Annotated in this window: 24 protein-coding genes and 1 pseudogene; 8 read left to right on the top strand and 17 right to left on the bottom strand. The window is 69.3% G+C overall.

All coding sequences use genetic code 11. The features are described from left to right. The first annotated feature begins 66 nt into the window (after window positions 1–66). The 3 genes from AC1DCG_RS16245 (at window position 67) to AC1DCG_RS16235 (ending at window position 1,950) form a co-directional block, all read left to right on the top strand. Window positions 67–225 (top strand): hypothetical protein, encoded by a 159-nt coding sequence (locus AC1DCG_RS16245; RefSeq protein WP_165257922.1) that lies wholly within the window; start codon window positions 67–69, stop codon window positions 223–225. A 139-nt stretch (window positions 226–364) separates the two neighbouring features. Continuing rightward, window positions 365–1,231 (top strand): dienelactone hydrolase family protein, encoded by an 867-nt coding sequence (locus AC1DCG_RS16240; protein WP_477030354.1) that lies wholly within the window; start codon window positions 365–367, stop codon window positions 1,229–1,231. A gap of 14 nt (window positions 1,232–1,245) precedes the next feature. Further along, window positions 1,246–1,950, top strand: a complete 705-nt coding sequence (locus AC1DCG_RS16235) for an HAD family hydrolase (RefSeq protein ID WP_477030353.1) — start codon at window positions 1,246–1,248, stop codon at window positions 1,948–1,950. A gap of 147 nt (window positions 1,951–2,097) precedes the next feature. Here AC1DCG_RS16235 and AC1DCG_RS16230 read toward each other — a convergent pair whose 3' ends face one another. The 7 genes and pseudogenes from AC1DCG_RS16230 to AC1DCG_RS16200 form a co-directional block, all read right to left on the bottom strand. Continuing rightward, window positions 2,098–3,180, bottom strand: a complete 1,083-nt coding sequence (locus AC1DCG_RS16230; RefSeq protein WP_477030352.1) for an acyltransferase family protein — start codon at window positions 3,178–3,180, stop codon at window positions 2,098–2,100. A 37-nt stretch (window positions 3,181–3,217) separates the two neighbouring features. Then, a complete protein-coding gene (locus AC1DCG_RS16225) occupies window positions 3,218–3,586 on the bottom strand; it encodes a VanZ family protein (RefSeq protein ID WP_477030351.1) in 369 nt (122 codons plus the stop codon). Between the two features lie 242 nt (window positions 3,587–3,828). Continuing rightward, window positions 3,829–5,226: pseudogene (gene serA, locus AC1DCG_RS16220) on the bottom strand (phosphoglycerate dehydrogenase); the annotation flags it as partial. Then, entirely contained in the window at window positions 5,133–5,609 is a 477-nt protein-coding gene (locus AC1DCG_RS16215) for a hypothetical protein (RefSeq protein ID WP_477041556.1), read from the bottom strand. The gene AC1DCG_RS16215 and the pseudogene serA, both read right to left, overlap by 94 nt. Window positions 5,610–5,614: 5 nt before the next feature. Further along, window positions 5,615–6,790, bottom strand: a complete 1,176-nt coding sequence (locus AC1DCG_RS16210; protein WP_477030350.1) for a phosphoserine transaminase — start codon at window positions 6,788–6,790, stop codon at window positions 5,615–5,617. A 147-nt stretch (window positions 6,791–6,937) separates the two neighbouring features. Then, window positions 6,938–7,363 (bottom strand): hypothetical protein, encoded by a 426-nt coding sequence (locus AC1DCG_RS16205; protein ID WP_165257943.1) that lies wholly within the window; start codon window positions 7,361–7,363, stop codon window positions 6,938–6,940. A 60-nt stretch (window positions 7,364–7,423) separates the two neighbouring features. After that, window positions 7,424–7,768 (bottom strand): hypothetical protein, encoded by a 345-nt coding sequence (locus tag AC1DCG_RS16200; protein WP_477041555.1) that lies wholly within the window; start codon window positions 7,766–7,768, stop codon window positions 7,424–7,426. Window positions 7,769–7,932: 164 nt separating this feature from the next. On the opposite strand from AC1DCG_RS16200, the gene AC1DCG_RS16195 reads away from it, so the two are divergent. Beyond that, window positions 7,933–9,825, top strand: a complete 1,893-nt coding sequence (locus AC1DCG_RS16195; protein WP_165257946.1) for an ATP-binding protein — start codon at window positions 7,933–7,935, stop codon at window positions 9,823–9,825. Window positions 9,826–10,104: 279 nt separating this feature from the next. Beyond that, entirely contained in the window at window positions 10,105–10,452 is a 348-nt protein-coding gene (locus AC1DCG_RS16190) for a hypothetical protein (protein ID WP_477030349.1), read from the top strand. Window positions 10,453–10,458: 6 nt separating this feature from the next. Here the strand turns inward: AC1DCG_RS16190 and AC1DCG_RS16185 are convergent, their stop codons facing one another. From AC1DCG_RS16185 to AC1DCG_RS16155, 7 genes are all read right to left on the bottom strand, one after another. Next, window positions 10,459–11,283, bottom strand: coding sequence for a PhzF family phenazine biosynthesis protein (locus tag AC1DCG_RS16185; RefSeq protein WP_477030348.1), 825 nt, complete (start codon window positions 11,281–11,283; stop codon window positions 10,459–10,461). Window positions 11,284–11,299: 16 nt separating this feature from the next. Continuing rightward, window positions 11,300–11,917, bottom strand: a complete 618-nt coding sequence (locus tag AC1DCG_RS16180; RefSeq protein WP_477030347.1) for a DJ-1/PfpI family protein — start codon at window positions 11,915–11,917, stop codon at window positions 11,300–11,302. A gap of 67 nt (window positions 11,918–11,984) precedes the next feature. Beyond that, the gene (locus AC1DCG_RS16175) at window positions 11,985–13,628 is read right to left on the bottom strand and encodes a family 43 glycosylhydrolase (protein WP_477030346.1); all 1,644 of its coding nucleotides are present in this window, start codon (window positions 13,626–13,628) and stop codon (window positions 11,985–11,987) included. A gap of 68 nt (window positions 13,629–13,696) precedes the next feature. After that, window positions 13,697–14,281, bottom strand: coding sequence for a nucleotidyltransferase family protein (locus AC1DCG_RS16170; RefSeq protein WP_477030405.1), 585 nt, complete (start codon window positions 14,279–14,281; stop codon window positions 13,697–13,699). Continuing rightward, the gene (gene thiD, locus AC1DCG_RS16165; protein WP_477030404.1) at window positions 14,278–15,081 is read right to left on the bottom strand and encodes a bifunctional hydroxymethylpyrimidine kinase/phosphomethylpyrimidine kinase; all 804 of its coding nucleotides are present in this window, start codon (window positions 15,079–15,081) and stop codon (window positions 14,278–14,280) included. The genes AC1DCG_RS16170 and thiD overlap by 4 nt, the downstream gene beginning before the upstream one ends. Window positions 15,082–15,155: 74 nt before the next feature. Further along, window positions 15,156–15,668, bottom strand: coding sequence for a protease adaptor protein RcdA (rcdA, locus tag AC1DCG_RS16160; RefSeq protein ID WP_058350123.1), 513 nt, complete (start codon window positions 15,666–15,668; stop codon window positions 15,156–15,158). Window positions 15,669–15,821: 153 nt separating this feature from the next. Then, on the bottom strand, window positions 15,822–16,028 hold the full coding sequence (locus AC1DCG_RS16155) for a DUF1192 domain-containing protein (protein ID WP_101712357.1): 207 nt from the start codon (window positions 16,026–16,028) through the stop codon (window positions 15,822–15,824). A gap of 75 nt (window positions 16,029–16,103) precedes the next feature. Here AC1DCG_RS16155 and AC1DCG_RS16150 point away from each other — a divergent pair, with 75 nt between their 5' ends. Continuing rightward, window positions 16,104–17,078: an NAD(P)H-quinone oxidoreductase gene (locus AC1DCG_RS16150; protein WP_477041554.1), complete on the top strand. Its 975-nt coding sequence runs from the start codon at window positions 16,104–16,106 to the stop codon at window positions 17,076–17,078. A gap of 76 nt (window positions 17,079–17,154) precedes the next feature. Here the strand turns inward: AC1DCG_RS16150 and AC1DCG_RS16145 are convergent, their stop codons facing one another. Beyond that, window positions 17,155–18,654 (bottom strand): glycosyltransferase family 4 protein, encoded by a 1,500-nt coding sequence (locus AC1DCG_RS16145; RefSeq protein ID WP_477030344.1) that lies wholly within the window; start codon window positions 18,652–18,654, stop codon window positions 17,155–17,157. Beyond that, window positions 18,648–19,298, bottom strand: a complete 651-nt coding sequence (locus tag AC1DCG_RS16140) for a hypothetical protein (protein ID WP_477030343.1) — start codon at window positions 19,296–19,298, stop codon at window positions 18,648–18,650. The genes AC1DCG_RS16145 and AC1DCG_RS16140 overlap by 7 nt, the downstream gene beginning before the upstream one ends. A gap of 331 nt (window positions 19,299–19,629) precedes the next feature. Between AC1DCG_RS16140 and AC1DCG_RS16135 the strand changes: the two genes are divergently transcribed. Continuing rightward, window positions 19,630–20,343 (top strand): DUF1013 domain-containing protein, encoded by a 714-nt coding sequence (locus AC1DCG_RS16135; protein WP_477030342.1) that lies wholly within the window; start codon window positions 19,630–19,632, stop codon window positions 20,341–20,343. A gap of 146 nt (window positions 20,344–20,489) precedes the next feature. Here the strand turns inward: AC1DCG_RS16135 and AC1DCG_RS16130 are convergent, their stop codons facing one another. After that, window positions 20,490–20,663 carry a YdcH family protein gene (locus AC1DCG_RS16130; protein WP_058346543.1) on the bottom strand — a complete coding sequence of 58 codons (174 nt, stop codon included), beginning with the start codon at window positions 20,661–20,663 and terminating at the stop codon, window positions 20,490–20,492. 133 nt (window positions 20,664–20,796) lie between these two features. On the opposite strand from AC1DCG_RS16130, the gene AC1DCG_RS16125 reads away from it, so the two are divergent. Beyond that, window positions 20,797–21,414: a UbiX family flavin prenyltransferase gene (locus AC1DCG_RS16125; RefSeq protein WP_477030341.1), complete on the top strand. Its 618-nt coding sequence runs from the start codon at window positions 20,797–20,799 to the stop codon at window positions 21,412–21,414.

The raw sequence follows: 21,414 nt of genomic DNA, 5'->3' as shown, positions 1-21,414 counted from the left end.
TCGGCGCTTCACGCTCGTTAACTCGTCAGGCCCCACAAGCTTGGGCTTAAACGAGGAGATGGAATCATGACCGCCGCCGTCCACGATCGAGCCGCCCAGAAGCGCGCGCCGAAGATCGCCTGGACGCGCCTTCCCGGTCAGTCGCTGGCCGGCCAGGCGCTCGGCGTGATGCTGGGCGCGGGCGTGGTGATCAGCGGCGTGGTGTTCGTCATCCTCACCTTCTGAAGCTGCGCTCCGAGACCTTTCCCCTCCAGAGCCGCTCGGTTTCGTAGGATCTGAGATCCAACCTAAAGCGCAGCCGCCGATTGCCTTCGGCGTCAGGTCGTGCACCGTGCGGGCGCCTGTTCGAAAGGGAGCCCGCGCGATGTGCGACGACGACATCCACCCCGGCCTGGTCCATGATCCGCGCGTCTCGCGCCGCACGTTCGGCCTGATGACCGCCGCGGCCGGGGGCCTGGCCGCCACCGCCGCCCGCGCCGACGACAAGGTCGTCGAGACCGACGTCGTCATCAAGACGCCCGACGGCGAGGCCGACGCGGCCCTGTTCAAGCCGGCCGGCAAGGGCAAATGGCCCGCCGTGCTGATCTGGCCCGACGTCATGAGCCTGCGCCCGGTGTTCCGCGACATGGGCCGCCGCCTGGCCGCCGCCGGCTACGTCGTGCTGGTTCCCAACCTCTATTACCGCGTCAGGAAGGCGCCGGTGATCGACGGAACCTTCAACTTCGCCAATCCCGACGACCGCGCCAAGATCACCCCGCTGCGCGCCACCGTCACGCCCGAGGGCACGGATCGCGACGCCCTGGCCTATGTGGCCTTCCTCGACGCCCAGAAGGAAACCGACAAGGGAAAGAAGATCGGCGTGCAGGGCTACTGCATGGGCGGGCCGCTGTCGTTCCGCACGGCCGCCGCCGCCCCGGGCCGCATCGCCGCCGTCGCCAGCTTCCACGGCGGGGGCCTGGTCACGGCCGATCCCACCAGCCCGCACCTGCTGATCCCCAAGACCCACGCCGAGTACCTGATCGAGGTCGCCGACAACGACGACAAGAAGGAGCCCGACGTGAAGGACAAGCTGAAGGCCGCCTTCGCGCAGGCCAAGCGCCCGGCCAAGGTCGAGGTCTTCGCCGGCGCCGCCCACGGTTGGACGGTCAAGGGCAGCCAGGTCTACAACGAGGCCGCCGCCGAACAGGCCTGGACCAACCTCCTGGACCTCTACAAGCGCACGCTGCGCTGATGTAGACGGAGGGCATGAGCCTCATCACCACGGTCGGCGTCGACGCCGACGACACCCTCTGGCACTGCGAGAGCCTGTTCCGCCTGACCCACAAGCGGTTCGTCGAGTTGCTGTCCGACTTCGGCGACGAGGAACGGATCAACAGCCAGCTGGCCGTGGCCGAGAAGCGCAACCTGCGGGTCTATGGCTACGGGGCCAAGGGCTTCACCCTGTCGATGATCGAGACCGCGCTGGACCTGACGGACGGCGCGGTCTCCACCCGCGTCATCCGCGAGATCCTGGCCGTGGGCCGCGAGATGCTGACCGAGCCGGTCGAGCCCCTGCCGGGCGTCGAGCGGGCCCTGGCCGAGCTGTCCAAGCGCTATCGCCTGATCCTGATCACCAAGGGCGACCTCCTGCACCAGGAGCAGAAGCTGGCCGCCTCGGGCCTGGGCGACCTCTTCGCCGCGGTCGAGATCGTCTCGGAGAAGGACGCCGGCACCTATCGCCGGGTGTTCGAACGCTACGGCACCGGGGCCGAGCAGGCGCTGATGGCCGGCAACTCGATGCGGTCGGACATCCTGCCGGCGCTGGAAGCCGGGGCCTGGGGCGCGCTGATCCCCTACCCGCTGGTCTGGGCCCACGAGGCCGCCGACGCGCCGCAGAACCACCCGCGCTATGTGGAGCTGGCTTCGATCGGCGAACTGCCGGCGTTCGTGGATCACGTGTCCAAGAACTAGCCCTTCTCCTATAGGGAGAAGGGGGCGCGAAGCGCCGGATGAGGGGTTAGGGACAGAAGACGGCGTGCCGGCACGACGTCAGGCGCCGTCACCCCTCACCCTCCCAGGCTTCGCCTGGGCCCCTCCCTCTCCCCTCCGGGAGAGGGTTCAGCGCTTGGGCTTCCCCCACCCTGCGATCGCGTCCCGCGCGGGCTTCTCGAAGTACATCAGCGAGGCATAGCTGACCGGGATCAAGACGAGACCCCAGGCCAGGCACCACAGGCGCATGACGTCGCCATCCAGGTGCAGCATCCCCAGGCCTACCCAGTTCAGGGCGATCTTCAGCACGATCGGGTGGAGCATGTAGACCGAGTAGGACAGCTGCCCCCAGGGCGCCAGCCAGCGCACGACCGGGCCGGGCTTGACCGGGGCGTTGTCGGCCGCCACGCCCAGCAGGCCGACGGCGTAGCAGACGAAGAGCAGCAGGTCGCGATCCAGCTGCGCGGCGCTGCCGGCGACGAAGGCGACGCACGAGGCGAAGAACCACCACTTCGCGCCCGGCAGGCGTCCCAGCGGCCCGCGGATCTTGTAGGCGATCATGCCGACCATGAACCCGGGCGCGGCCCGGGCGACGCCGAAGTCGGCGGTCCACATGTGGAAGGGCTGCTGCGCCGGAATGGCGAACAGCGCCGCCAGGATCACGGCGGTGACCAGCGTCAGCCAGGCCGTCCCGCGCATCGCCAGCCACAGAAGCAGCGGCAGCAGGAGATACATCGCCCACTCGGCGCTGATCGACCAGCTGACGAAGTTGAAGGTCTGGGCCCGACAGATGCCGAAGGCCTGCAGGTTCAGGATGTTGGGCACGACGCAGGCGGGGTCGTAGCGGCTGGGGTCGCGGTCGTTCACGAGGCCCATGACCCCGGCGACGGCGATGACGATGAACACCGCCAGCGTCAGCCAGTGCAGCGGCATCAGCCGCGCCACCCGCTTCTGCAGGAACCAGCGGAAGTCGGAAACCGTGCGGATCCGCCCCGTATAGACGGCGCTGATCACATAGCCGGAGATCACGAAGAACAGGTCGACGAGCAGACTGAAGCTCTTGACCGTGTCGTCCACCGCCTGCCAACGGCCGTCGATATTGATGAACCGGTTGAAGTGGAAGACGACGATCAGCACCGCGCCCAGCGCCCGCAGGGCGTCGAGATGCAGCATGTCGTCGGAATCGGTCTTGAGCGGCGGGAACGGTTTCACGCCGCAGTCGTGATCTCTGCCGTAACGACGGTCAAGCTCAGCCGGCGGGCAGCTTGCGCCGGATCGCGCCGACCAGGCTGTAGGCGTAGGCCGCCGCCACGCCGCAGAAGTCGGCGACGAGGTCGCCCCACGACATGTCGCGGCCGGTGAAGTGCTGCACGATCTCGATCAGCCCGCCGAAGGCCACCAGCACGAGGCCGATCCGCCACAGCCGGCTCTTGGGCAGGGCCAGGCAGCCCAGCACCGCCAGCACGTAGAAGACGATGAAGTGCTTGGCCTTGTCCCACGGGATCAGGCCGACAGTGTCGTCGCCCGGCGTGATCGCCTTCCAGAACGCATAAGCCGCGGCCGCGGCGAACACGGCGAAGGCCAGCCAGTTGATCTTGCGCTTGAAGCTGCGGGACATCTGGGCTCCTGGACGAGGCGAGCCCCTGCCCTAGCCGCTCACCTGGGGCGTGAAAATGGCCCCGCGGTCATTCGGGGCCATTCTTGTTCCGCTCTGCACCGGAACTGCAACCGCATGACGCCCATGCGGCGGAAACCTCGCCCTTCGACAGGCTCAGGGTGAGGTTTCTCTATCGCGGAGGCCAGGCATGATCCTCATCCTGAGCTTGTCGAAGGACGAGGATCACGCAGGGCCGCTCAGCCTTAGAAGGTCAGCGCGCGAGCTTCCTTCACGTGCGGCAGGGCCTGGATCTTGGCCAGCAGCTCTTCGCTCGGGGCCTGGTCGACGCCGACCAGGGCGATGGCGTCTTCGTCAGCCGAGACGCGGCCCAGGTTGAAGGTGGCGATGTTGACGCCCGCCTCGCCCAGCAGCATGCCCAGGGCGCCGATGAAGCCCGGCTTGTCGAGGTTGTTGATGTAGAGCATGGCCGGCGAGAAGCCCGCGTCCAGCTCCATGCCCTTGACCTCGATGACGCGCGGGGCGCCGGCGATCACCGTGCCGGCGAAGGCGCGCTTGCCCTTCTCGGTGGTGATGGTCACGCGCAGCAGCGAGTCGTAGGTCGGGCTCTTTTCCTGGCGGCTTTCCGAGACGGTCACGCCGCGCTCCTTGGCCACGGCCGGAGCCGAAACCATGTTGATCTCGGCCAGCATCGGCTTGAGCACGCCGGCCAGAGCGGCCGAGGTCAGCGGCTTGACGTTCAGGGCGGCGACTTCACCTTCGAAGGCGATGTCGATGGCCTTGATGCCGAAGTCGACCATCTGGCCGGCCAGGGCGCCGATCTTCTCGGCCAGGGCCACGAACGGCTTCAGCTTGGGGGCCTCTTCGGCGCTGACCGAGGGGCTGTTGAGCGCGTTGGTCACGGCGCCGGTCAGCAGGTAGTCGCTGACCTGCTCGGCGACCTGCAGGGCCACGTTCTCCTGGGCTTCCGAGGTCGAGGCGCCCAGGTGCGGGGTGGCCACCACCTTGTCCGAACCGAACAGCGGGTTTTCCTTGGCCGGTTCGGTGACGAACACGTCGAAGCCGGCGCCGGCCACGTGGCCTTCGTCCAGCAGCTTGCGCAGGGCGACTTCATCGACCAGGCCGCCGCGGGCGCAGTTGACGATCAGCACGCCCTTCTTGGTCTTGGCCAGGTTCTCGGCCGACAGGATGTTGCGGGTCTTGTCGGTCAGCGGGGTGTGCAGGGTGATGACGTCGGCGCGGGCCAGCAGCTCTTCCAGCTCGACCTTCTCGACGCCCATCTCGATGGCGCGCTCGGGGCTCAGGAAGGGGTCGTAGGCCACGACCTTCATCTTCAGGCCCAGGGCGCGGTCGGCGACGATGCCGCCGATGTTGCCGGCGCCGATCAGGCCCAGGGTCTTGGCGTAGAGCTCCACGCCCATGAAGCGGTTCTTTTCCCACTTGCCGGCTTGCGTCGAGGCGTCGGCCGCCGGGATCTGGCGAGCCAGGGCGAACATCATGGCGATGGCGTGCTCGGCCGTGGTGATCGAGTTGCCGAACGGGGTGTTCATCACCACCACGCCCTTGGCCGTGGCGGCCGGGATGTCGACGTTGTCGACGCCGATCGCGGCTCGAGCGCAAGGCCGTAGAACTGAAGCAGCGGCACGCCGATGGCGCCCCCGGAGGTGAAGGTCTCGACCAGCCACCCGGCGTCGCCCTTGTAGCCTTCCGGATGGAAGACCACGCCGGGGTCGAGCTCCAGGTGGGTCAGGGCGGCCCACGACCAGGCCAGGGTGGCCATCTCCTCGCCGTCGGTGGGTTCGAGCCGTTCGGCCTTGCGGCCTTCGGGCTCGGTGACGGCGATKTGGCCGGCCTCGTGCAGGATGTCGCCGGGATGGGCGAGGCGCTGCTCGTCGATCACCAGCCCCCCGAAGCGGATGTCCACTCCGGGCAGGAAGGTGTCGTCGGGCAGCTCGCCCGCCGTGACGTCGATGCCGAGGCCGATGACGAAGTCGGCCAGGCGCTGCGTCAGGGGATCGGCGAACACCGGCTTCAGGCCGCCTGGAGCGTGGCCGCCTTGGTCTCGGCGAAGGCCCAGTCGAGCCACGGCGTCAGGGCCTCCAGGTCCGAGGCCTCCACCGTCGCGCCGCACCAGATGCGCAGGCCGGCCGGAGCGTCGCGATAGCCGCCGATGTCGAGGGCCGCGCCCTCCTTCTCGAGCAGGCTGGCCAGCTTCTTGGCGAAGTCGGCCTGGGCGTCGGCCGGCAGGGCGGCGATCTGGGCGTCCACCACCTTCAGGCACACCGAGGTGTTGGAGCGGATTTCCGGCGAGGCGGCCAGGAAGTCGACCCAGTCGGTCTTCTCGACCCAGTCGGCCAGCACTTTCAGGTTCTGGTCGGCGCGGCCCTGCATGGCTTCCAGGCCGCCGATCGAGGCGCCCCATTGCAGGGCGTCCAGCGCGTCTTCCACGCACAGCATCGACGGGGTGTTGATCGTCGCGCCCTCGAACAGGTCGAGCGTGACCTTGCCGTTCTTGGTCATGCGGAACAGCTTCGGCATCGGCCAGGCCGGGACGTAGCTTTCCAGGCGGGCCACGGCGCGCGGCGACAGGATCAGGATCCCGTGCGCGCCCTCGCCGCCCAGCGCCTTCTGCCAGGAGAAGGTCACGACATCGAGCTTGGTCCAGTCCAGGTCCTGGGCGAAGGCGGCGCTGGTGGCGTCGCAGATGGTGATGCCTTCACGGTCGGCCGAGATGAAGTCGGCGTTGGGCACGCGCACGCCCGAGGTCGTGCCGTTCCAGGTGAAGACCAGATCCTTGGCCGGGTCGACCTTGGCGGTGTCGGGCAGCTCGCCGTACGGGGCGCTCAGCACCTCGACGTCCGGCAGCTTCAGTTGCTTGGTGACGTCCGTGACCCAGTCCTTGCCGAAGGACTCGAAGGCCATCAGTTGCACGGGGCGGGCGCCCAGCATCGACCACATCGCCATTTCGACGGCGCCGGTGTCCGAACCGGGGACGATGCCGATCAGGAACTCGGCGGGCACTTCGAGCACTTCGCGCGTCTGGTCGATAGCGGCCTTCAGGCGCGCCTTGCCCAGCTTGGAGCGGTGCGAACGGCCAAGGACCGCGTTCCTCAGATTTTCGGGGGACCAGCCGGGGCGCTTGGCGCAGGGGCCGGAAGAGAACTCGGGACGAGCCGGACGGATTGCCGGCTTGGCGAGGGTAGTCATAGCGATGTCTCCCATCCTTACAGATGGACTGCGCCCCGTTGGGGGGGCGTGGCCCGCCGGCGAGAAACCGCGTTTCCGCCGCGAAGGCAAGACCGAAATTTTGAAAATTTATTCCAACAGCCGCGACCGATCGTCCGGCGGCGGCAATTATTTTGCGGCGCGGGCGTTGCGACGCCAGGCCAGCAGCGTGCCGACCAGCACCGCCAGCAGGACGCCGATGGTGTTGATGTTGTTGACGCTTCTGTAGAGGTAGTCGTGCGGCTTCTCGACCACCAGATAGTAGGCGTGCAGGCTGAACTGGACGGCCTGCAGAAGCATCGCCACGCCCAGCCACTGGCTGACGAAACGCATCGCCAGCATCAGGAAGGCCACGGCCAGCGCCGCGTCGATGACCAGCAGCACGACGGCCTGCGCGCCTTCCGGCATCAGCTTGTGGGTGAGCATCACGGCCAGCGCGCCGAGCAGGACGGCCAGCGAGCCCATGCGCTCGGGACGGCTTCCCTTCAGCCATGCGAACGCCACCAGCGAGACGATCGCAATCCAGATCGCGGCGGAGATGGCGCTAGCAAGCATGCGAAAGGCCCCTAACGCAAATTAGGGGCCCTGCTAAGTTAAAGTCTTGCAACTTTGCCGTCAGGCGACGGTGCGAAGACCTTCGGCGTGACCGGTCGGGGTGCCAAGATCACCCGACTTGTCTTCCACACCCGCCAGCTTCGTGCGGATGCCCATGCGCAGCTTCACTTCGTTCAGCTGGCCATGCATGTCGACCATGGCGCTGCGGGCTTCTCCCAGCGCGGCCAGGGCCTCGACCAGCTTCGCGCTGGCCTTGTCGCCGACGACCGCCRACAGGCCGAGGTCCTTACGGGCCTTCAGCATGTCCGCCATCAGTTCGGCGGCTTCCATCATCGCCGTATCCACGGCGTTCTCGGTCGCGAACAGCTTATTGGCGACCCGTTGAGCTACGAAAACTTTTTCCACACCCGACTCCTCCAGAGAACCGAGTGAATAGGTAAACGAATCATTAACGCCGTCGCAATCGAAAATGCGCCCTAGCGTTGTTTTGTCGCGACTGCACCTGGGGGCGGAAGCGAGTCGTTAGGAACCTTGCGGCAAAATGGCCATGTTTGACCTGCGGAAGGGCCATGGACGACACGCGCCGCAATTCGGAAGCCGCCGCTCACGCGCCCTTGCAGGCGCGAATCGCCGGCGTGGCGCTGGGCACCACGGTCGCCGCGCTCACCGCCGCATGCCTGTGCTTCATGCTCCAGCAATGGAGCGTGGCGCGGCAGGAAGCCCGCGAGAACCACCGCGTCCTGGCCGAGATGGTGGCCGCCGGCGCCGCCCCGGCCCTGGCCGACCACAACGCCGTCGGCGCCAGCCGGGCGCTGGACGCCGTCATCCGCGCGCCGCACGTGGCCGGCGCCCGCCTCGTCGACCTGTCGGGCCAGACCGTCGCCCGCATCGGCGTCGAGAACGAGGCCAATGTCGAAACCCTGACCCGTCCGGTCGTGCTGCAGGGCCGCAAGGTCGGCGAACTGGCCCTGGTGGCCCGCCAGCCCAGCCTGGTCGAGATCCTGGCCCGCGACCTGGCCCTGACCGGCGCGCTGTTCTTCGGCGCCGCGGGCCTGGCGATCCTGCTGGCCAACAGCCTGGCCCGGCGGATGACCAAGCCGATGCAGCGGCTGTCCGACGCCATGCACGACATGGCCCAGGGCGGCCGCTACAGCCCCGTGCAGCAGGCCAGCGACGACGACGTCTTCCACAGCCTGACCGACAGCTTCAACCATCTGGTCTCGCGCCTCGAGGCCAACGACCACGACCTGCGCTCGGCCATGGGCGAGCTGGTCAAGGCCCGCGACGACGCCAACGCCGCCAACGTCCTGAAGTCGCACTTCCTGGCCAATATGAGCCACGAGATCCGCACGCCCCTGAACGGCGTGCTGGCCATGACCGAGGTGATGGCCATGGACGAGCTTTCGGCCCGCCAGCGCGAGCGCCTGTCGGTGATCCGCGAATCCGGCGGCCTGCTGCTGGCCGTGCTGAACGACGTGCTCGACCTGTCGAAGATCGAGGCCGGCCGCCTGGAGCTGGTCGAGCGCGACTTCGACCTGTCCTCCCTGGCCGCCTCGCTGCGCGAGACCTTCGTCGACCAGGCCCGCGACAAGGGCCTGGAATTCGGCGTCATGGTCGCCCCCGAGGCCCTGGGCGGCTGGCATGGCGACGCCGATCGCCTGCGCCAGATCCTCAACAACCTGGTGTCCAACGCCCTGAAGTTCACGCTGGAAGGCGCGGTCTCGGTGCGCTTCGCCTCGGCCGAGGACGGCTCGGGCCTGCGCATCGACGTCACCGACACCGGCATCGGCATCGCCGCCGACACCGTGCCGCGCCTGTTCGACAAGTTCGTCCAGGCCGACAGCTCGACCACGCGCCGCTTCGGCGGCTCGGGCCTTGGCCTGTCGATCTGCCGCGAACTGGCCGCCGTCATGGGCGGGGGCATCCACGTCCAGAGCCGCGAGGGCCAGGGCTCGACCTTCACCGTCGTCGTGGCCATGCCGCGTGGTCGCGGCGAAATCGCCGCCGCCCCGCCCGTCGCGGCCGAACCGGTCGACGAGGCCGCCTCGCGTCGCCTGCGCGTGCTGGCCGCCGACGACAACCTGACCAACCAGAAGGTCATCGCCGCCGTGCTCGCCCCCCTGGGGGCCGAGGTGGCGCTGGTCGCCGACGGCGCGGCCTGCGTCGAGGCCTGGCGCGCCGGCGGCTACGACGTGATCCTGATGGACATCCACATGCCGGTGATGGACGGCGTCGAGGCCGCCCGCACCATCCGCTCGCTGGAAAAGGCCGAAGGCCGCCCGCGCACCCCGATCGTGGCGGTCACCGCCAACGCCCTGGTCCACCAGGTCGAGGGCTATCTGGCCGCCGGCATGGACGGCCACGTGGCCAAGCCGATCGAGGTCACCAAGCTCTACACCGCCATCGAGGACGCCGTGGCCGCCGCCGCGCGCCTGGCCGCGGCCGAGGCGGCCGCCGCCTGATCTCAATTGTTCCGCCCACGACCGGGCGTTTTCAGACGCCAATGACCCTGTCATCCCGGCCGTAGCGCAGCGGAACGCCGGGATGACAAGTATCCTGAAGCTTTCAATTGAGTACGCCCCAGGACCTGACCCGCGACGCTCGCTCCGCGCTCATGACAACGACTTCAGGTAGATGAACCCAACATAACGACGGGCTCAGAACCGCTTCAGGCGGCACGTGGTTTCTTGTCTTCAACGTCGTCGCGACCGGCGACGGACCAGTTGAAAGGAACCGAACCGATGAAGAAGATCATTCTGCCGATCGTTGCGGTCTCGGCCCTGGCGGCCGCCACCGTCCCCGCCGCGGCCATGGCCCAGCCCATCAACCAGCGCCAGGCGCAGCTCGAACAGCGGATCGACCGCGGCGTGCGCACCGGCGACCTGACCCGCCACGAGGCCCGCCGCCTGCAGGGCGAGCTGCGCGAAGTCTCGCGCCTCGAGTACCGCTACCGCGCCGGCGGCCTGAACGGCTGGGAACGCGCCGACCTCGACCGTCGCCTGGACCGCATCAGCGCCCAGATCCGCTACGAGCGTAACGACCGCGACTACGGCCACGGCTACGGCCGCGGCGCTCCCAACCGCTGGTAACGGCGACTAGTAGGCCGGCTCCACCCGGAGCCGGCTGTCCACCACAGTGAGGCCGCGGCCGCGCAGGATCACGCGCGCGCCGCGGCTTTCGCATGACAGGTCCCCGCCCCGGCCGGGATAGGCCTGGTGGAACTCCAGCGCCGTCCTGCCCAGCTTGTCGCCATAGAGCGGCATCAGGATGCAGTGGGCCGACCCGGTGGTCGGATCCTCGGGGATCCCGGCCGCCGGCGCGAAGAACCGGCTGACCACCGCATAGGATCGCCCCGCATCCGCCATCGCCACCGCGATCACCTGGCCCTTGCCGTCGGTCGCGTCGCTGTCGACGCGGTTCAGCGCGGCCAGATCGGGCGCAAGCGCCCGCACCGCGGCCTCGTCCTCCAGCACCGCCACCAGATAGGCCCCGGCCCAGGCCTCGACCACCTTGGCGCCCAGGGCCTCGGCGAGCCCCTCGGGCGCCTCGACCCGGCGCGGCGGATTGGCCGGAAAGTCCATCTCCAGCCGCTCGCCATCGCGCCGCACCCGCAGCTCGCCCGACAGGGTGTCGAAGGCCAGCGTCTCGACCGCCACGTCCAGTTCGGCGAACAGGGCGTGCGCCGCCGCCAGGGTCGCGTGGCCGCACAGGGGCGCCTCCCGGGCCGGCGTGAACCAGCGCAGGCCGTAGCGGGCCGGGTCGGCGGTCTTCAGCAGGAAGGCCGTCTCGGCCTGGTTGTTCTCGGCCGCCAGGGCCTGCATCCAGGCGTCGGACGGCCAGCGGTCGAACGGCTCGACCACGCAGGCCGGGTTGCCCTTGAAGGGGGCGGACGCGAAGGCGTCGATGGTCCACTGGCGCATGAAAGGCTCCTCGAACTCAGGCGGCGGCGCTGGCGGCCGGTAGATGGGGCGTGATCGCGGCCAGGGCGCGGGCGACATACGTCTCCTTCTCCCCCACCGGCGCGACGTAGTGGATGGCGGCCTTGGCCTCTTCCAGGCCCGCCAGGCGCGCGATGGTCCAGGCGGCCAGGTACTGCGAGGCCAGACAGCCGCCGGCGGTGGCGACGTTGCCGTGGGCGACGAACGGGGCGTCCAGCACCTGCACCCCGGCCTCGACCACCCAGGGCTTCGTCGTCAGGTCGGTGCAGGCCGGCAGCTCGCCGATCAGGCCCAGCCTGGCCAGCAGCAGGGTTCCCGAGCATTGCGCGCCGATCAGCTGGCGCGACGGGTCCAGCGCGATGCGCGACAGCAATTCGGCGTCGGCCGCGATCTGGCGCGTCTTCGAACCGCTGCCGATCAGCACGGCGTCGGCCTGCGCGGCGAACTCCAGCGGCTGCTGGCGCTGCACGGTCACCCCGTTCAGCGAGGTCACCTGCGCCGTCGGGGCGGTGATGTAGGCCGCCCAGCCGTGGCCCTTCATGCGATTGAGGATCGCCGAGGCGATGAACGAGTCCAGCTCGTTGTAGCCGTCGAACGTCAGAACCGCGATCCGCACCGGAGCCTCCTCTTGCAGCGGGCTCCAGAGGTAGCGGGCAATGCCTCATGAGGCAAAAGGAGTATTGTCATGGTGACAATACTCCCGGAACGGCGCTTTCGGCAACCTTCGGCAAACCGGCGCGGTAGACGAAGTCGCGCAGCGTCGCCTGGCCGGTCCCGGCCGCATAGATCCCGATCTTCAGGCTGATGAAGCCGCCGAACACGTTGTGGTGCATGCCCGACACCTCCATGCGCGTGCCGTGGCGGGTCCAGGTCGCGCCGTCGTCGTACGAGTACCAGTAGGTCACCACGTGCTCGTCGTTGCGGATCTTCAGGCGAACCTTCCGGCGCTGGTGGGCGATTCGCGCCCAGGCCAGCTCCTCGGCGTACTGGAAGGTCTTCAGCGCGCTTGGCGTGACCCCCAGGCCCACGAAGGCCTTGTGATTGTAGAACAGCAGGATCCCCGCCTCGGCCTCGCCCGTCAGTTCCAGCGAGATCTCGGCCTCGTACGAGCGGTCGCCGACGATGCAGGTCAGCGGTGCGCTGTCGATCGGCGAGGCTCCCCTGCCCTTCAGCGTCAGCGCCCTGTCGCCATAGGTCGCGCGGGCGGCCTCGTCGGGTCCCGGCTCGTGGAAGGCCCACTGCACGCCCATGCGGTCGGCCGAGAAGTCGTCGCTCAGCGACAGCCCCGAAGGCCCGGCCTTGCCGCCGCGCGGCTTTCTGATGGGCTTGGAGAGATCCCCGCCCAGCGGCCGGAACCAGCCGTCGGCGGTCCATTCGATCGGCTCCAGCAGGGTCTGGCGGCCCAGCGTCCAGTAGCCGTTCTCGTAGCCGTGATAGACCATCCACCAGTCGCCGGCCGGCCCCTCGACGAGGCTGGCGTGGCCGCGCGACCACCACGGCTCGTCCTTGCTGCGCGTGCGCACCAGCGGATTGTGCGGGCAGTGCTCCCACGGGCCGTGCACCGAGCGCGAGCGGGCGGCGATGACCATGTGGCCGGTCACCGGCCCGGCCGTGCCGCCCACGGCCGTGATCAGGTAGAACCAGCCGCCGTGGCGCAGCAGCTTGGGGCCTTCGGGGGCGAAGTTCTCGACGATCCAGTCGTCGGGATAGCGCCAGGGGTCGTAGGCCTTCTCCAGCGGGCCGTCGGTCGCCAGGCCGTCGTCGGTCAGGCGGATCTTGCGCACGCCGTTGACGAAGAGATAGCGCCGCCCGTCCTCGCCGACGACGTGGCCAGGATCGATGCAGCCGCTGATCTTCAGATCGACCGGCTCGCTCCACGGCCCCTCGATGCTGTCGGCCCAGATGACGAAGATCGACCAGCCCTGTCCGGTCGGATCGGCCGGGATGTAGATGAAGTAGCGGCCCTCGTGCTTGACGAGGTCAACGGCCCAGATCGTGCCCAGCGGCGCCTTCAGCGCCGGACCGACCGGCGCCCAGTTCACCAGGTCGGTCGACTTCCAGATCACCAGTCCCGGATAGGCCAGGAACGATGAGAAGGTCATGTAGTAGACCTCGCCGTCCTTGAGGATCGTCGGGTCGGGATGGTCGCCGGCGATGATCGGGTTCAGGTAGGTCCCGTCGCCGCGGTCGGCGATGCGGCGGCCGTCGGGGCCCTTGCCCCAGGCCGGCGCGGCCTTGTCGATAGGCCCGGCCTGCGCCGCCAGGGCCGGCGCTGCGGCGGCGCCCGCCAGGAGGCCTTTGAACAGGGTGCGGCGCGGCAGGGCCATGGATCGCTCACGAAAATGATAGCGCTATCAAGTTTCGTAGAGCGGCCCGCCCGAAGCGTCCAGAGCGCTCAGCCCTCGACGCTGATCTCCGGCCAGCGGGCCTTGGCCGAGCCGGTGGTGCGCGCCCAGCCGCCCGCGCCCTTCACCCGCAGGGGATTGGGCCGCAGGCGCATGGCGAACAGGTCGTCCAGGCCGAACGGCGCCCAGACCCGCAGGGTCTCGTCCGCCTCCAGCCGCACGCCCACGCAGAACGCCGTGGCAACGAACCGCTCCAGGGCCTCGGCGCTGGAGCGCAGGGCCGGATAGGGCTCGTCGGCGCCGAACTTCTTCTCGAACCACAGGTGCACCCGGGCCTGGTTGCGCACCTCGACCAGTTCGCGCAGCGGCGGCTCGAAGGCGGCGGCGACGCGCTGGATCACGACGTCCTCGGCCTCGTAGGAGGTGTCGCGATCGTCGTGATAGGCGACGTCGTAGTCCTTGATGCCGTAGTCCAGCGGCCGGCCGGTCAGGCTGTTGAACACTGGCTGGTAGACCGCCCCGGAAAAGATCATCCAGTCGGGCAGGTCGAGATCACGGATGGTGCGCAGCACCTGCATGGTCGTCGGCGTGGCGCGGACGATCTCGATCAGGCGGGCTTCGAGGTCGCTCATCAGCGCACCGGCCAGGCGTGGTCCAGCGGGCCGTGGCCCTTGCCCAGCCCCGGGGCGCGCAGCATGGCTTCGTGCACGTAGTTCCAGGCCCGGGCGACGGCCTGGGTCAGCGGCAGGCCTTGCGACAGGCCAGCGGCGATCGCGCTGGCCAGGGTGCAGCCGGTGCCGTGGGTGTGGCGGGTGTCGATCCGCTCGCCCTCGAAGCTGGTCTCGCCCTGCGGGGTGATCAGGAGGTCGACGACCCGCTCGATTCCCTTTTCGCTCTTGTTGGCAACATGGCCGCCCTTCATCAGCACGGCCTTGGCGCCCAGGGCCAGCAGGGCCTCGCCGGCGCGGCGCTGGTCGTCGAGGGTCTCGACGGCCAGGCCCGTCAGGGCGCTGGCCTCGGGGGCGTTGGGGGTCAGCAGGGCAGCGCGGGGGATCATCAGCGCCTTGACCGCGTCGATCGCGCGCTCGGCCAGCAGCGGCGCACCGCCCTTGGCGATCATCACCGGATCGACGACGGCGGGAACTTCCGGCGCGCTCGCCAGCACGCGGGCCACGGTCTCGACCACGCCGACGTCGCCCAGCATGCCGGTCTTGAAGGCGTCGGCGCCGATGTCGTCGAGCACGGCGCGGGCCTGGGCCTCGATCACCTCGAGCGGGATCGGGTGCACGCCGGTGACGCCCAGGGTGTTCTGCACGGTGACGGCGGTGATCGCCGTGGCCGCATAGCCGCCGAGCGCGGTGATGGTCTTGATGTCGGCCTGGACGCCCGCGCCGCCGCCGGAATCCGATCCGGCCAGGACGAGCACGCGGCCCAGGAAGTGCGAGTCGGAGGATGGCGCTTGAGTCACGCGCCTCTCCTACCCCGCTTTTGAAGTCGGTTGAACCGGCGTCAGGCCGCGCCGAAGGCGGCGGTCAGGCGGTCGAACTGGGCCTGGACGGGGCGCGGGGCCTCGTCGACGGCGGCGGCCTCGACATACATGCGCTGGTCCAGGTGGCGGACGCGCTCGTACAGGCGCTCGGAGCGCTGCAGCAGGCTGACCAGGCCGAAGGGCAGGTCTTCGACGGCGGCCTGCTGCTCGCCGGCCTCCAGGGCCAGGCGATAGTTCTCGGCGCAGGCGGCCTCGGGGGCCATCTCGCCTTCCTTCACCGCGCGCTGCACCAGCAGCCACGAGGCCACCTGCATCAGGCGGGTGGTCAGGCGCATGCTTTCGCTCGCATAGGCCAGGGCGGCGTTGCGCGAGAGGATCTTGCTGTCGTGCCGGCCGGCGCCGTCGAGATAAGCCGCGGTCTCCTCGACCAGCAGCATGCCCTCGTCGAAGGTGCGGTCGAACAATTCCGAGCGGGCGAAGTCCTGGATGACTCCCGCCCGCCAGGGGGCCGTGGACGCGTTCGGATCGGTCATGTCTACTCAATGCCCCAAAGGCCGCGAGGACGTCTCGCTTGTCGGGGAGGACTGCAACCCCCGTGCCAAGTCTTAACGTCCCGTTTCGCGACCGCCCGACTCGGTGCGACCGACAGGCGCACGTCAGCGTCCACTGCTAGCGTAAACCCTTCGTTAGTCTAGGCGACCAAACAGCGCATCGGCCGCCGCGCGTCCCGCTTTCTTCTTGCTGAGTTGGGCCTTGGTGCGGGCGATCTCGGCTTCCAGCGCCTCGATCCGCTCTTCCAGTTCGCGCACGCCGTAGATCTCGAGATCCTCGTGCGTGGCCGTGTTCAGCGCGTCGCCGCGGAACGCGCGCGGCTCGACCGGCTCTTCGATCATGGATGACCTCCCTTTCCGACCGACCATGAGACGCCTACCTAGGGCGCAACGCAAGCGCGACGGAGCGACAGGCCGATGTCCCAGACCATGACCGCGATCGAGATCGAGGGCGGAAAAGGGGCGGCCGACGCCCTGCGTCCGGCAGAGGTGGAACGCCCGACGCCGGGCCCCGGCGAGATCCTGATCCGGGTCCGCGCGGCCGGCGTCAATCGCCCCGATCTGTTGCAACGCCTGGGTTTCTACCCCCCGCCGCCAGGCGCGCCGACCACCCTGGGCCTCGAAGTGGCCGGCGAGGTCGAGGTCGCCGCCGGACGCTGGAAGGTCGGCGACAAGGTCTGCGCCCTGCTGGGCGGCGGCGGCTATGCGCAATACGCCGTGGTCGACGCCCGCCAGGCCCTGCCCGTGCCCGAGGGCTTTGATTTCGTCCATGCCGCCGCCCTGCCCGAGACGGTCTTCACCGTCTTCGCCAACGTGTTCGAACATGGCGCGCTGAAGCCCGGCGAGACCATTTTGATTCATGGTGGCACGTCCGGTATCGGGACAACGGCGATCGCCATGGCCAAGGCGGCCGGCGCGACCGTCATCGCCACCGGCCGCGGGGCCGACAAGAAGGCCAAGGCGCTGGAACTGGGCGCCGATCTGGCCGTCGACGCCAAGACCGAGGACTTCGCGGAGATCGCCAAGGCGGCCGGCGGCGTCGACGTGGTGCTCGACATGGTCGGGGCGGCCTATTTCGRCAAGAACCTCGAGGCCCTGAAGACCGGCGGCCGCATCGTCTACATCGCCGCCCTGGCCGGCGGCGTGCTGGAAGTGCCGGTGATGAAGGTGATGCAGAAGCGCGCGGTGATCACCGGCTCGACCCTGCGCCCCCGCCCCGCCGACGAAAAGGCCCGCCTGGCCGCCGAGGTCGAGCGCGTCGTCTGGCCCTGGATCGCGGCCGGCAAGCTCAAGCCCATCGTCGACGCCGTCTTCCCCCTGGCCGACGCCGCCAAGGCCCACGCTCACCTGGAAGCCGGCGAGCACGTGGGCAAGGTGGCCCTGACCACCTGAGGGTCCTTTCCCGCCGCCCCGCCTTCGCGGGGGAGTTCGGCGGGAAGCGGCCGGGCCGGCTGAATGTCGGCCCGACCTAGTCCACCTGGATCGCGCACAGGCCAAAGCCCAGCGCGCGATCATCGTCGGAAAGCCCGTCGTCGCGCGGCGACACGCAGCGCTCAGTCTCGAACGTCAGCCAGTGCAGGCCCGGATCGAGGCCGGGCGGCAGGTCGGCCGCGACGGTGATCGGCTCCCCGGCCTCCAGCCGCACGCTCATCCAGGCCTCGCCGTTCAGGCGCACGGCCAGGTCGTAGCTCTGGCGGCTGGGCGAGGCGAAGGCCGCCACCGTCAGGCTCAGCCGCCGCCCCTCGTCGCCCGGCGCCAGGCGCAGGCGGGCCTGGCATCGCGGACGGGCCGACCAGGCCCCCCAGGGCTCGACCGCATGAAAGCCGCTGAGCGAAAGCCGATTGCTCGCGCCGGGCCCGCTGGGCTGGCCGGGCGTCAGCGGATCCAGGCCGCGCTCCAGGGCGGCGATCTGCTCAAGCAGGCGCGCCCGCTCGCCGGTCCAGCCGCCGTAATCGCCGCCGGGATCCCAGGCCTGCAGGTGGCGAGCCACGGCGCGCGCCGCCGCTTCGCCTGAGACGGCGGGCTCGTCCGCCCAGGACGCGATCACACGGTCGTAGAGCGCCACGTAGCGCGCGGCCCAGTCGTCCACGCCCGCCTCGGCCCGCACCCGCGCGCCCACGCCGGCGGCGTCCTCGGCGTCATAGGCGTCCAGCGCGGCGGCGACGTTCTCGACGCTGACCGGCCGCGACAGCAGGCGCAGGCCGAAGTTCTCCTGCCGCCAGTCGTCATAGACGCGGCTGTCGACCATGCCGGCGAACCCGCGTCCGTCGCAGACGATCACGGCGCGCCCGCAGGCCATGGCCTCGATCGCGCTCATGGCGCTGGTGAACACCACGTCGTACTGCGGGATCAGCGCCTCGGGCCGGGCCACCAGCCCCCCGCCGAAGCTTCCGACCGTGTCGAGCTCCACGCCCCGGGCCTGGCAGGCGGCCCTGATCGCCTCCAGGTGTCCGAAGTTCTTGGCGAAGGCCAGGGCGCGGCGCGGAGCCGCCGGCAGGGGCGGCCCCGGCTGGAAGCGTCGCAGGTCGACGGCGTTGAGGATCACCTCCACCCGCTCGGGCGCGATCCCGTCCTGAACGGTCAGGCGGTCGCGAAACGCCCGGCTGATCGCCACGTAGGTCACGATGTTCGGCAGCTTGGGCGCGGCGTCGTGCCAGGCGACAAAGTCATGGCAGACGAAGATGGCCGGCGTCCGCGGAAAGCGCGCCGCCGCCGCCGCGGTCTGGGTCAGGTGATGGCCGTGGATCACGTCCGGCGGCTCGGCGATCAGGTCGATGTCGTCGACCACCGGGATCGAGGCGCTTCGCAGTTCCTCGACGATCGGTCCCAGCCGCGGGGAATAGACCATGGGTCGATGCCCGGCCCGCATCAGCGCCAGCGCCAGCTCCCGCGTCAGCACCTCGGTGCCCGAACGGCTGGCCAGGGTCAGATTGGTCAGCAGGACCCTCAGGCCCTCTCTCCTCAGCATGCGTACACCGCCGGCGCGGCGCCCATCCGGTCGGCCAGTGCGGCGACCACCGGCCGCATGTGCGCCCAGGTCAGGGCCTGGTCATAGACGCCGGCTGCGACGCGGGAACGCCCGTGGCTCTCGTACCAGGGCGCGCCGGACGGGATCAGGGCCTCCAGGGGCGGCGGCTGATGCAGGGTTTCGACCTCGATCGCAACGGCGCCGACCGCCTCGACCAGCGCGGCGACGTCGTCGGAAATGTCGGGAAAGCGCGCGATCAGCCCCCGCTTCCAGGCGGCCTCCCGCGCCGCCAGGGCGATGCGCCTGACCTCGGGCCCGGGTTCTGCGTGAGCGTTCGCGCCCAGGACGACCGGATAGTCGAGACAGGCGAGCGGCCGGCCCAGGCGAGCCTCGGCGATCGCCGCGGCCGTTCGCGCCATCAGGTGGGTCAGATCATGCACCGGATTGTAGTTCTGCCAGCCGTCGGTCACCACCAGCCCCACGCCGCGCGCCACGAAGGCCTTGGCGAGGGTCTCGGCCAGGGTCAGGAACGGCTCGACCTGGCCGGCCATGATCCACTGGTACAGCGTCACGTCATGGAAGGCGCCGAACGGCTCGCGCGGCTGGGCCCCGGTCTCGGCGGCCAGCGCGCGGCTAGCGGCCATGCGCCCTTCGTCCAGCCGGCTGCGCGCGCCTTTGGCGACGACGATCAGATCGGGCCGCTCGCGTCTGGACCAGGCGCTCAAGCGAAGCTCGTGCCCGGGGTGCGCAATCACCAATGCCGACCGCAATGGAACTCCTATGTTCGACCTTGGCCCAACGTCGGCGCGCCGCTCGCACGATTCTGGACGAGGGCGGTAATCGTCGCGAGCATAGCAGGAACCAAGCGAGCGAGCGTCGATCCCCGTTCCCTTTCGCTGAGAACCGCATTATAGCTCGGTGTTGAACAACCCCGCCCGGCCGAAAGGTCGGGCGCCGTCATTTCTGGAGGACCGCATGTCCGAGATCCTGATGCCCAAGGCGACCGCCGTCTGGCTCGTGGACAACACCTCGCTGAGCTTCGAGCAGATCGCCGACTTCTGCGGCCTGCACCCGCTGGAAGTCCGCGGCATCGCCGACGGCGAAGTGGCGCGCGACATCCGCGGCGCCGATCCCATCGGCAACGGCCAGCTGACCCGCGAAGAGCTGGACAAGGCCCAGGGCAACCCGAACTACCGCATGAAGGCCCAGGTCAGCCGTCACGCCGAGCTGCTGAAGCCGGCCAAGAAGGCTCCGCGCTACACCCCGGTGTCGCGCCGCCAGGACCGTCCGGACGCCATCGCCTGGTTCATCCGCCACCACCCGGAAGTGACCGACGCCCAGATCTCCAAGATCCTCGGCACGACCAAGGCCACCATCGAGCAGGTGCGCAACCGCACCCACTGGAACGCGGCCAACATCAAGCCGGTCGACCCGGTGACGCTTGGCCTCGTCGGCCAGCTGGAACTCGACGCCCTCGTCAAGAAGGCCGCCGAGAAGAAGGCCAAGGAAGACGCCAAGCGCGGCATCGTCGCCGAAGACCCCACCCTGCGCCCGGCGGCCGAAACCGCCTATCTCACCGAGGAAGAGCAGGAAGAGCGCGACATCCGCGCCTCGCGCGCCGAGCCCAAGGCCGAAGACGTGTTCGGCTCGTTCTCGGGCAATGTCGACGACGAGGACGACGAGGACTGATCCTCGTCTGGTCTCAGACAGCAAAAAGGCCCATCCGACGCTCGGATGGGCCTTTTCTATGCCTTTCGGCCGGAGCGTGGCTCGGCACGCTCCAAATATTCTGTGGGCGAGCCTGCTAATCTGTTTCCCGTGGAAACAGGCAGGCTCTAGTGGAGCCGGGCTCGAAGTCCCTCTATCTCCTCCTTGAGCCTGAGCTTCTGCCGCTTGAGCTCTCGGAGCCTGGTGGCGTCGCTACCCGGACGGTTGGTCTCCTCCTGGATCGTGCGGTCGAGGTTCTCGTGACGGGACCCCAGCTCGCGGATACGGGATTCGATGGCCATCGGTTCGGCCTCCTTTTGGGCTGTTGACCGAAGGAGTGAACACCCGCTGGCCCGGACTGTCAGATCACATATGATTGCAACCAGCAGCGCTTGACGTGGCGTCGCTTAATCCCGTGACGGACGAAAATTCACCATGACGGACGCCGCAACGCCTGCCACCAAGCCTCGCCTGGTCGTCGGAATTTCCGGCGCCTCGGGGGCGCTGTACGGCCTGCGGACCCTGGCCGCCTGCCGCGACCTGGGGGTCGAAAGCCACCTCGTCATGAGCAAGTCGGCGGCACTGACCCTGACCCAGGAGACCGGCCTTGCGGTCGGCGACGTGGCGGCCATGGCCGACGTCGCGCACCGGGTCGGCGACGTCGGCGCCTCGATCGCCTCGGGCTCGTTCCGCACGCTGGGCATGATCGTCGCCCCCTGTTCGGTGCGGACCATGAGCGAGATCGCCACCGGCGTGACCTCGTCCCTGCTGACCCGCGCCGCCGACGTGGCGCTGAAGGAGCGCCGGCCGCTGGTGCTGATGGTGCGCGAAAGCCCGCTGCACCTGGGCCACCTGCGCACCCTGACGCGCCTTGCCGAGATGGGCGCGGTGATCGCCCCGCCGGTTCCGGCCTTCTATGCCAAGCCCGCCTCCATCGAGGAGATGGTCGACCAGTCGGTGGGCCGCGCGCTGGATCTCTTCGGCCTGACCTGGGGCCCGGTGAAGCGCTGGGGCGAGGACCTGCCAACCGTCAATCAAGCGGACGAAAATTAA

The organism is Caulobacter sp. 10L414 (assembly GCF_056395525.1).
Note: the sequence above shows the minus strand (reverse complement) of the source record. Positions and strands in the feature narration are given on the sequence as shown.